General features: G+C 61.4%; 11 protein-coding genes and 1 pseudogene. 6 read left to right on the top strand and 6 right to left on the bottom strand.

Features of this window, described 5'->3' with window-relative positions; genetic code table 11:
- Positions 1-622, top strand: a 622-nt coding sequence (locus tag ACEW8G_RS08865; RefSeq protein ID WP_373488066.1) for an NUDIX hydrolase, incomplete at its 5' end; no start/stop codon positions are given.
- Between the two features lie 76 nt (positions 623-698).
- Positions 699-866: a DUF1328 domain-containing protein gene (locus tag ACEW8G_RS08860; protein ID WP_373488065.1), complete on the top strand. Its 168-nt coding sequence runs from the start codon at positions 699-701 to the stop codon at positions 864-866.
- A 77-nt stretch (positions 867-943) separates the two neighbouring features.
- Here the strand turns inward: ACEW8G_RS08860 and ACEW8G_RS08855 are convergent, their stop codons facing one another.
- Complete coding sequence (locus ACEW8G_RS08855; protein WP_373488064.1) at positions 944-1,081, bottom strand: entericidin A/B family lipoprotein; 138 nt, start codon at positions 1,079-1,081, stop codon at positions 944-946.
- A gap of 268 nt (positions 1,082-1,349) precedes the next feature.
- On the opposite strand from ACEW8G_RS08855, the gene ACEW8G_RS08850 reads away from it, so the two are divergent.
- From ACEW8G_RS08850 to ACEW8G_RS08840, 3 genes are all read left to right on the top strand, one after another.
- A complete protein-coding gene (locus ACEW8G_RS08850; RefSeq protein WP_373488063.1) occupies positions 1,350-1,997 on the top strand; it encodes a sigma-70 family RNA polymerase sigma factor in 648 nt (215 codons plus the stop codon).
- 9 nt (positions 1,998-2,006) lie between these two features.
- Positions 2,007-2,294, top strand: coding sequence for a NepR family anti-sigma factor (locus ACEW8G_RS08845; RefSeq protein ID WP_373488062.1), 288 nt, complete (start codon positions 2,007-2,009; stop codon positions 2,292-2,294).
- 76 nt (positions 2,295-2,370) lie between these two features.
- Positions 2,371-2,688, top strand: coding sequence for a hypothetical protein (locus ACEW8G_RS08840; protein ID WP_373488061.1), 318 nt, complete (start codon positions 2,371-2,373; stop codon positions 2,686-2,688).
- A 91-nt stretch (positions 2,689-2,779) separates the two neighbouring features.
- Here ACEW8G_RS08840 and ACEW8G_RS08835 read toward each other — a convergent pair whose 3' ends face one another.
- A complete protein-coding gene (locus ACEW8G_RS08835; protein WP_373488060.1) occupies positions 2,780-5,068 on the bottom strand; it encodes an EAL domain-containing protein in 2,289 nt (762 codons plus the stop codon).
- A gap of 28 nt (positions 5,069-5,096) precedes the next feature.
- Positions 5,097-6,242, bottom strand: coding sequence for a FecR domain-containing protein (locus tag ACEW8G_RS08830; RefSeq protein WP_373488059.1), 1,146 nt, complete (start codon positions 6,240-6,242; stop codon positions 5,097-5,099).
- Positions 6,243-6,379: 137 nt separating this feature from the next.
- On the opposite strand from ACEW8G_RS08830, the gene ACEW8G_RS08825 reads away from it, so the two are divergent.
- Positions 6,380-8,017 (top strand): ShlB/FhaC/HecB family hemolysin secretion/activation protein, encoded by a 1,638-nt coding sequence (locus tag ACEW8G_RS08825; RefSeq protein ID WP_373488058.1) that lies wholly within the window; start codon positions 6,380-6,382, stop codon positions 8,015-8,017.
- A 54-nt stretch (positions 8,018-8,071) separates the two neighbouring features.
- Here the strand turns inward: ACEW8G_RS08825 and ACEW8G_RS08820 are convergent, their stop codons facing one another.
- From ACEW8G_RS08820 to proA, 3 genes and pseudogenes are all read right to left on the bottom strand, one after another.
- Complete coding sequence (locus tag ACEW8G_RS08820) at positions 8,072-8,470, bottom strand: hypothetical protein (protein WP_373488057.1); 399 nt, start codon at positions 8,468-8,470, stop codon at positions 8,072-8,074.
- 16 nt (positions 8,471-8,486) lie between these two features.
- On the bottom strand, positions 8,487-9,989 hold the full coding sequence (gene putP, locus ACEW8G_RS08815) for a sodium/proline symporter PutP (RefSeq protein ID WP_373488056.1): 1,503 nt from the start codon (positions 9,987-9,989) through the stop codon (positions 8,487-8,489).
- A 48-nt stretch (positions 9,990-10,037) separates the two neighbouring features.
- A pseudogene (proA, locus tag ACEW8G_RS08810) lies at positions 10,038-10,490 on the bottom strand (gamma-glutamyl-phosphate reductase); the annotation flags it as partial.

Genomic DNA, 10,490 nt, shown 5'->3' with positions numbered 1-10,490 from the left:
GGTGGACCCTGATGATCATGTCATTGCCCGGACGCTCGACCATGGGCTGGACCCTGCGTGTGCGGCGGCGCGTGTTGCGGCGGTGCGCGAAACCATTGAGGAAACAGGGCTTGGCGTCGGCTTTGTCGAGCATCCGGCACGCGAGGCGCTGGCCGATGCGCGCGCGGCGATGCTGGCAGGCGCGGTCTTCTCGACGCTGTGTGCCGATGCAGGCTGGCAGTTTGATCTGGCCTCGCTCACCCCGTTCACCCGCTGGCGGCCGCCGTTCAACGAGCGCCGGGTGTTCGATACGCGCTTTTATCTCGCGCACAGCGAGGGCCATGATCATCTGGTCGAGGTCGACAATACCGAAAACCGCCATTTGTTCTGGGCAAGCGCCGCAGAGGTGGTGGCGATGGCGGATGATGACCGGGTCAAGCTGATCTTTCCCACCCGCCGCAATCTTGAACGATTGGCGCAATTTGGCAGCTTTGACGCCGCCGTGGCGCACACCGCAGACTTCCCTTGCTGCATGGTGATGCCGTTCATTGAAGAACGCGATGGCCAGCCGCATCTGTGCGTGCCCGATGGCATTGGGTATCCGGTAACATCCGAGCCGATGCAGCGGGCAATGCGCGGATAAGGTTCCAGTCGTATCGCGATCGGGAACGGATTGACCCCGTGCAGCGTAACCTGTTCATCTATTACGGAGATGAACCATGTTACGTTATGCGCTGATATTTTTAGTGATCGCGGTGATTGCCGGGGTGATGGGCTTTGGCGGTATTGCCGGAAGCATGGCCGGGATTGCCCAGATCCTGTTCTTCCTGTTCCTGCTGTTCCTGGTCGTCAGTCTTGTGATGCACCTGGTGCGCGGCAGGGCCTGACGTCGGCATGGCCACTACATGACAAGAGGCACGAATCGCTTCGTGCCTCTTGAAATTTTGGTCCCGGTCAGAGACTGTCAATTCGCAGCTTTGTCCAAGGTCTTGCCAACCGATTCAACATCGCGGCCAACGCCGGAAACCGTGTTGCAGGCCGAGAGCACAGAGACCAGCAAGCCAGCAACTATTGCGATACGCAAGCGTGAATGTGATACCATTTTTGCCGTTCCTTATGAATATAACCTAGATTAAGAAGGTCGTGTTTGAACATGAACCAAGGCCTGAAACGCATCAGTTGCAGTAGTGTTCCTGATTTTATTATTGGAACATTGTCTCCTGCGCGGGGTTAATGTGGTAGGGATTCAAGATTTTTCACACAAACCTGCGCTTTTTCCACGTAAAGCGGGGTGGAAGCGCTGTGTATCTTGAGGGCGATCGAGAGGCGTAATGATGGCAATCATCCAAAAAATAGACGGTAAGCAGGCAATGGCCAGCACAAAATCGGACATTGAAGCCGATGTGGTGGTCCAACCCATTGTGCCGCTTGATGATCACACCTTCAAGCTGCGGCTTGCCGAGGTGATCCCGCATTTGCGTGCATTTGGCTACAGCCTTTGCGGCAAGCGCGATGTTGCCGACGATCTTGTCCAAGATACGATGCTCAAGGCTTGGGCGGCGCGTGCGCGTTTTCGCCCCGATACGTCGATGCGAGCCTGGACGTTCGTGATCCTGCGCAACTGCTTTATCTCGCAGATGCGACGCAACAAGTTTTCTGCGCCATATGATGAAGGCGTTGCCGAGCGCACGCTGACCGCCAATGCCGACCAACAGGCGCCAATTCACCTCGAAGACCTTCGTTGTGCATTGCTCAAGCTTGGCGCTGACCAGCGCGAGGCAATCATTCTGGTGGGCGCGGGTGGCTTTTCCTATGAAGAGGCAGCGGAAATTTGCGAATGTGCGGTGGGCACGATGAAAAGCCGGGTTTCGCGTGCGCGCACCGCATTGCTGGGCATTATGGAAGGCGGAGTTTCGGCGGCTGACAAGGCCAAGCGCCGGCCTGCAGACCGCGCAATGAGCGACATTTTGGGACAACTCGACAAGCTGAGCCCCGGTGCGGACGCACTGGCGGCTTAAACGCCCGTGATGGACACTGGGCAGCACCCTTACGGCGAGGGGGCAAGTAAATCGGACACACCAATAATGTCGCGCAACCACTCCTACCCTGATCAGCCACCCGAAAGCCTCCGGGTCGTGGACTTTAGACGCATGTCTGTGCGGCAGGCGCATATCGGATCAGGACTGCGCGCAATGTACAGTGATATCGCTGCGCGACCTCTGCCGGGAGAATTTGCCGATTTGCTTGCCCAGATTGACGAAATCGATGATGCGTCATGCGAAGGGTCGTGCTGCGGCCAAAGCGCGTCTGATTGACACGTGTTTGATCGGCTCATGAAGCCGCTTGACAGATTCTCAGAAATGTAACCTACTCCCACCAGGGAGATAACGGATGCATGATGAACTGCAACCTTCTGGCACTGAACAGAAAAGTTCGCAAAGCCAAGCCCGCGCTCTGGTCGGCTGGACGCATTTTGACATGGCGAGCGGCATCGGACTGAAGATCGAATGCACGCGCTCGCGCATCGCTTTGGACAATGCGGTGATTGAGGAGCACAATATCGTCATGACGCGCAACCAGGCGCTGTTGCTCGCCCGTTATTTGCTGCATGTTACCGGACAGGCATTGCCGGTCGAACAACAAAAATCGATCTGGTCAAAACTCAAAGCGAGTTTCAAGCCGCGCCACGCACGTCGGCTTGCATCATAGAAAGTCCTGCAGGCTTCGCGTCGCCGCCTTCAGCAAAAGCGACCGTCTCAGCGAGGCGCCTTAGCTCCAGCCATTCATTCTATCGATTTACCTATGCTGCGAGCGTCGCATTATGTTGGCATATGGCAATAAAGTCGCTTTGTGGCATAGGCTTGCCAACCAGCCAGCCCTGGACGTAATCGCAACCGGCTTCGCGCAGGAAATCGATGCAACCTTGATCTTCAACGCCCTCTGCCACAACGCGAATGCCCAGCCTGTGCGCAAGCTCGATGGTTGACCGCACCAGCACCGCGTCTTCATCGTTGATGTGCACATTCTGGACGAACATGCGGTCGATCTTCAGCTCGGCGATCGGCAATTCCCTGAGGTAACTGAGCGTCGACTGGCCAGTGCCATAGTCATCCATTGAAATCGTGATTCCGCGGGCACGGTGGGCCTCAAGCGCGGTGCGCGCCGCGGCCATGTCTGACATCGCGGCCGACTCGGTGACCTCAAAAATCAGCGATGTCACCGAACGGGGGTGGCCTTCCAGCAGCTCATCAAGCGCGCGATTGAAGCGCACGTCAAACAGCAGCTTGGCCGACAGATTGACCGCGACCGAAATGCCATCGATCCGGGCAATCGTTTCGAGCGCGGCGCGCGTGACCATCAGCGTCATACGGTCGATACGGTCGTGGCGCTCGGCAAGCGGGATAAAAACATCAGGCCCGATCCGCCCGTAAACCGGGTGGACCCATCTCACCAGCGCTTCGGCGCTCTCGACCCGGTTGCTGGCGAGCGCCAATTTGGGCTGATAATGCACCTCAAGCTCGCCGTTATCGATAGCGTCGTCGAGTTCGCCCATCAGCGACAGCGTATCATAGGCCTCGCCGAGCACCGACTGGTTGGCGCTGTTCCAGAACAGCCCAAGTTCGAGCGCCTTGCTTGCGGCAGCGGCCGCAGCATCGATTGCGTGGGATACACTGCCCTCGTCATCGGTGCGGCAAACCCCTAAGGCGACGCGAACGTCGATCCTGCGTCCATCAATCTCGACAGGATGCAGCAACAAAGTTCGCAGCCGATCGATAACGTCGTCGCTCATCTCATCGTGCGCAACCCATGCGATCACGCGCTCCTCGATGCGGTAGATGTCGGCATCGACCGCCGGTGCCACGCGTTCTGACAGTCGCGCGACGAACGCTCCCATCCTCGCCGACCCCAAAGTGGCAGCGATCTCATCATAACGGTCAATCACCCCGGCGACAATTTCGCGTTCCGGCGCCTGATTGCACAACCCCTTGCGATTGGGCAAACCGCTGTCGAGATCGATACGGGCCGCCGCACGTCGCTTGTCCAGCGAGATCAGCATGGCGCGAGGGACCGCAGCGGCAACGATTGCCAGCATGGCAGGGACCAGCGCGCCGGTCATCGCGGCAAATTCCTCAAGCAAGGTGATTGCGACCAGGCCACCTGTTGCGGCGATGGCAAAGCGCAGGCCGATCTGGCGCATGCGCATCGAACCTGTAACCCACCATGCGGCCAGCAGGCCCAGGGCCAGCATCAATATGCCTGGAATGCGCGACGGCAATCCTTGGCGCAATGTCTCGGTCGCGAGCGCCTGGATGACCACGCCCGGGATCACGCCATAGCGGGGGACGGCGTAGCGATCACCCAGTTCAACCGACGTCGCGCCGACCAGCACATCCTTGCCCGCGAGCGCGCGCGCGCCATTGCCCCGGCTGACATCGACAAAGCTGTGGCGGGGGATCGAGGCGGGATCGATCGAGAAGTCGATCGGAAAATCGACGAAAGCGCTGCCAGCATGTCCGGCGAGCAAGGCGGAAAGCGACGGTCGCGGCGTATTTTTCGTGATGATGCCCAGCGGAGCACTGCGGACATAGCCGTCCTTGTCGGGCAGGATGCTGACCGCACCAAGAAAGCTGTGCGCGCGAAAGGACTCGATCGGCAACGATTCGATTAAATCGCGATCCTGCGTGTTGCCGATCTGCCGGAAGGTTGGCAGAATGACCCCGCCACCTGCACACGCCAGTGCATCTGCCAGTGCCTTGTCCTCAGCTGGCGACGAGTTGCTTGAGAAATCGACATCGAACGCCACGGTTCTGGCGCCAGCTTTGGTGAGCGCGTCGACGAGCCGGGCGTGTTCGCTCCGTGGCCAGGGCCAGCTATCGACCATGCGCAGGCTTTTGGCGTCGATCTCGACGATATGCAGTTCGCCGCTCGCCTGCTGATGACGCACGCTGTCGCGTACCCCACGCAGGCCATGCTCGAACAGGCCAAGGTTCGTGAAGATCGCCAACACGCCGATGGCAGCGGCGATCCCCAGGATCGTCCACCGCTCGGCGCGGGTCAACGACCCACCAGAGGCGACCGCAGCCGCCAAGGGTCAGCCCGCAATCGCCAGCGACGGATCAATCGTCTTTATCGTCTTTGCCATCTTTGCCATCATCGTCATCGTCATCGTCATCGTCGTCATCGTCGTCATCGTCGTCATCGTCGTCATCGTCGTCATCGTCATCGTCGTCGTCGTCGTCGTCGTCACCCGGGTCTTCAGGCTCGGGCTCGGGCTCGGGCTCGGGCTCTGGCTCTGGCTCCGGTTCAGGTTCAGGCTCCGGTTCAGGTTCAGGCTCCGGTTCAGGCGCAGGCTCTGGTTCAGGAGCAGGCTCGGGTTCAGGCGCAGGCTCTGGTTCAGGAGCAGGCTCGGGCGCTGGCTCTGGTTCAGGAGCAGGCTCGGGTTCAGGCTCTGGCGCAGGCGCAGGCGCAGGCTCTGGATCTGGCTCGGGCTCGGGCTCTTCGGGCGGAGCGACGGCCACAGGATCGGGCAATTGCGGCGCTTCGGGTTGATCGTCTTCTTCGATGTCGGCGATTGCGACAAGCGCAAACGTCGCCATATCGCCGGTGACCAGCCCGCCAGTGCGCTCGGCGAGTGGACCGATATCCGCTGTCACTGCTTCGACAATCTGCGCGCCACCGGTGGCTACCGTAGCATTCGCCGGGACCGGATCATCGGTACGGAACTGACCGGGCTCATCACCGCCGACCGAGATGATATCGCCCGGCTCCAGCATTTCGCGCGCTTCGCCGCCCAGGGTCGAGACCTCGACCAGGCCTTCGACCACCTGCACGCTGGATCCTGATCCATCGACAGTAACGCTGAAGGTTGTGCCCTTGACCACCGCAGCCAGATACGGCGTCTCGACCGAATAATGCTGGGTCGGGCGCTTGCGAACCTTGAAGATCGCGTTGCCAACCTCCTGATACCAGCGGGTGAACCCCGTCTGGTCCTCGGCCGGGACTTTCAGCCGCGAGTTCGGCGCGACCACGACAAACTCGCGGTTGCGCGCCATGACGGCGCGTCCGCTGACGCCGGTCTGCACGACATCGCCCGGCTGCAGGCTGCTGTCGCGCGATGCGACCGTTTGCCTGCCGCCGCGCAACACCATGACCTGGCCGCTCGATTCGCTGATTCGCCAGCGCTCGTTGGCCGCCATCGCCATCTGGCTGGTGCCCGATAACATCAGTGCCGCTGCGGCTTTTATCGCAATCCATTTGGTCATTGTGCGTCCCACACATGTTCCAGGCCCGACGCAAACAAGCGAGCCTCAGCATGCGGTTAAATCACCATGCCCTTACGGAATGATTAAATACCTGCATTTTAACGGGATTTTCAGCATCTTCACCTAGTCCCGCGGGCATGACCAACCGTCCTGCTGCCATCGGCATTGCCGTTGCCCTTGCTGTTGCAAGCTCATGTCCGGCGCTGGGGCAGGATGGTGAAGACCGTCTCGATCCGCTGATTGCCGAAGCGGAAACGACGCCGCAGGAGGATGTGCGGCAGCCTTTGCCACCACCGGTATTGCCATACGAGCTGGAGATATCGCCGGTCGACCCTACAGCCGCGAGCGTTCAGGTTGGCGCGGTGCGCCTGATCGGACTGGACGCGCTCTCGCAATCCGATTTCATGCCCGCAATCGCGCCGTTCCTGGGGAGCAGCCTCGATGTCAATGGCCAGCGCGCGCTTGTCGAGGCCATCGTCGCGCGGCTGCACAGCCTGGGCTATCCGCTGGGGCAGGCGATCATCGAGCGGCAGAGCGTATCGGCAGGTGTGCTGATGGTGCGGATCGATGAGGGCCGCATTGATGCCGTCCGCATCGAAGGCGCACAAAACAGCCTCGTTGATCGCATGTTCGCGCCGCTGGCCATCGGCAAGCCCGTGCGCGGGGCCGATTTGCAGCGCGCCATCCTGCTGGCCGAGGCCGTCCCCGGTGTCCGCGTGGTAAGGGCGGCGATGAAGCAGGAAGGCAGCCTGAACATTCTCGTTGTCCGCCTGCGCGAGACGGCAACCTCAGCACGGATCGCCGCCGACACCTGGGGCAGCGACACGATTGGCCCGGTCAAATTGCGCGGGCGCATCCGCCAGCGCGGCGTCATCACCGATGGCGACGAGGTAACGGGCTTTGCCATCACCACCCCGGCCAATCCGCAGGAATATGTGTTCGGGTCGCTGGGCTATACGGTTCCGGTCGATGCTGAGGGCACGCGCATCGGCGTGTCGAGCAGCGTCGCCAGGATCGATGCCGTCGGTGCGAACACGGGCCGTGAGCTCGACGGGCAAGGCGAGCGGGTGAGGGCCTGGATCGAAAATCCGGTGCTGCTCACCCCCAACCTGTCGCTCGGCGCTGCAATCGGCATGTCCTATCGCAATACCGAGCAATCGAGCGATGGCACGCGCTCGCGCTCCGACAGGGTATCGGCGCTGACCGCGCGGCTCGATGGCACCATCCGGGTCGATGCGATGCGCGCGTTTGGCCGCATCGACATGACGCACGGCACAGGCTGGTTCGGATCGACCCGGCAGGGTGACCCGCTCGCGTCACGCATTGATGGCAGTTCCCGGTTTACGCTGCTCGAGTTCAGCGGATCTGTGATCTCCCCGATCACCGGGCCGCTCAGCGTGCGCACTGATCTGCGGGCGCAGTTTGCGTCACGACCGCTGCTTGCGGGCGATGAATTCGGCTTTGGCGGGCCAAACTTCGGGCGCGGCTATTTCTTCCGCGAAGAGGCGGGCGACAATGCACTCGCCGGATCGGTCGAACTGCGCGTCGATGTGCCCGGCATTGCGGGTCTCCTCAAGGACCTGCAGGTTTATGGCTATGGCGATGCGGCCAGGCTCACCAACCTGCGCGGCGGCCCCAATCACGAACTGGCCACTGCGGGCGGGGGATTTCGTGCACAAGTGACCCGGAGGTTCGGTTTTGGCTTCGAGATCGGCGTGCCGCTCGATCAGGACCGCGACCCGCGCGGCAATTTTGAGACGTGGTTGACATTCTGAGGGATGATGCGGGGGTGACTCCCGTCAACGCAGCGCAAAGTTAGATTGCTCAGCTTATACCTGCGGCGCGTGCTCACGCCGGGTGGTTGCAAAAAAGAGAAGAGCAGAAACACCAAGGCCGACGAGCGTAGCACCGATGTCGTGCAGATCGAAAACCAGCCGATCACTGGTCGTTTGAAAAAACTCCCACGCGATCAGGCCCAGGCCGCTGATGCCTGCGCAGATAAAAAACGAGCGTCTCGTCTTCGCATAGCCAGCTTCGCGCTTTGCGTCGCTCCAGATGCCCAGCAGCACGAATGTGATTGCAATGGCAGCCGCAAAATTGGGCAGGACCCCGAGCAAATAGTCTTGCACCGGTTCGGGCGCGAGCGCTTGATCGCGCAGCCAGTGCACCGCAGTAAGCAACGCCAGGCCGCCAATGCCAACCAGACCATAACGTGTCGATTGTCCCATCCTCATGTCCCGTCTGTTAGCCTGCATTCCTGACTGACTGCGCCGCGGCCATGGCGTCGAAGTGCCTGTCGAGCGCGGCGGGGGCGGGCTTGCCAAAGTGGCTGACCGCCACCGCAGCGATGGTGCAGACGATGAATCCGGGGATGATCTCATAGATCACCTCGGTCGGTGCCTGGCCGTTGATCGTGAACGGTGCGTAAAGCCAGATCAGCACGGTGAGCGCGCCGCCGACGATGCCCGCCAGCGCGCCTTGCCGCGTCATCCGCCGCCAGTGTAGGCTGAGCAGGATGACCGGGCCGAAGGCGGCGCCAAAGCCAGCCCAGGCATTGCTCACCAGCGACAGGATGTTGCTCGAGCGGTCCATTGCGAGGAACGCCGCGACCACCGCCACGCTCAGCGTCGCGGCGCGGCCGACCATCACCAGTTCGCGCTGGCTTGCCGCAGACCGCAAGAATGTCTTGTAGAAATCCTCGGTCAGTGAGCTCGACGAGACGAGCAGTTGCGACGAGATCGTGCTCATGATTGCCGCCAGGATCGCAGCGAGCAGGAAGCCGGTGATATAGGGATGAAACAACGTCTGCGACAGAACGATAAAGATCGTCTCGGGGTCGGTCAGCGCGGTCCCGGTGCGCGTGACATAGGCCAGCCCGGCGATGCCGCACAGCACCGAGCCGATGACGGTTACGATCATCCACGACATGCCGATGCGCCGCATCATGGGCATGTCTGCCACCGAACGCACCGCCATGAACCGGACGATGATGTGCGGCTGGCCGAAATAGCCCAGACCCCAGGCAAGGCTGGATATGATGCCAATCGTGCTGACGCCTGCGAACCAGTTGAAATAGTCCGGGTTGAGCGCGGTCACCTCGGCTTGCGTCTCGGACCAGCCGCCGAGATAGGAGATGGTCACGATTGGCACCAGCACGAGCGCGATGAACATGATGCAGCCTTGCACGAAATCGGTCAGGCTGACCGCCAGAAAGCCGCCGAACAGCGTGTAGAGCACCACCACCGATGCGGTCAGCATCAGCCCGAAGCGATAGTCATAGCCGAACGAGGCTTCGAACAGCTTGCCGCCCGCGACCAGCCCCGCCGAGGTATAGAGCGTGAAGAAGATGACAATCACCAGCGAGGCGATCACCCGCAGCGCGCGGCTGTTGTCGGCAAAGCGCTTCTCAAGATAATCGGGGATGGTGAGCGCGTCGTCGGCAATTTCGGTATAGCTGCGCAAGCGCGGCGCGACGAGGCGGTAGTTGGCCCATGCGCCGATGGTAAGCCCCACCGCGATCCACACCGCGCTGGACCCCGCAAGATAGACCGCGCCGGGCAAGCCCATCAGCATCCAGCCGCTCATATCCGACGCCCCGGCCGAAAGCGCCGCCACCGCCGGTGGGAGCTGACGGCCGCCCAGCATGAATTCGGAGACATTGCTGGTCGATTTGCGCCAGGCGTACAGGCCGATCCCCAGCATCAGCACAAAATAGCCGCCCAGCGAAATAGCGGTTTCCGAATTCATGACGACCTTTCGATTGTGGCGAGGGACAGGTGCAGAGCAGTCTAGGCGTTACGGCCGCGTCTGGCCCGCGCCGTGGACGAGATATTTGTAGCTGGTGAGCTGCTCAAGGCCAACCGGTCCGCGCGCGTGCATCTTGCCGGTAGCAATGCCGATTTCGGCCCCCATGCCGAATTCGCCGCCATCGGAAAACTGGGTGGAGGCATTGTGCATCACCACCGCGCTGTCGATGGCGAGCATGAACGCGAGCGCCGCCTCGGCATCGCGGGTCAGGATCGCATCGGTGTGGCCGGACGAATGTTCGGTAACGAAGGCAATGGCGTCATCGAGCCCGTCGACAAGCTTCACCGAGGCGATGGCATCGAGATATTCGGTGCCCCAGTCATCGTCGCTGGCGGACGTCAGGCGCGGCTCGATGGCGCGTGCCTCGGCATCGCCGCGCAATTCGCAATCGGGCATTGCGTCGGCAAGCGCGGGCAGCACCGCAGCGGCGATCGCGCGGTC

This window comes from Blastomonas sp., from assembly GCF_041747255.1.
Taxonomy (GTDB): Bacteria; Pseudomonadota; Alphaproteobacteria; order Sphingomonadales; family Sphingomonadaceae; genus Blastomonas.
The sequence above is the reverse complement of the archived record's forward strand: the minus strand, read 5'-3'. Positions and strand labels throughout refer to the sequence as shown.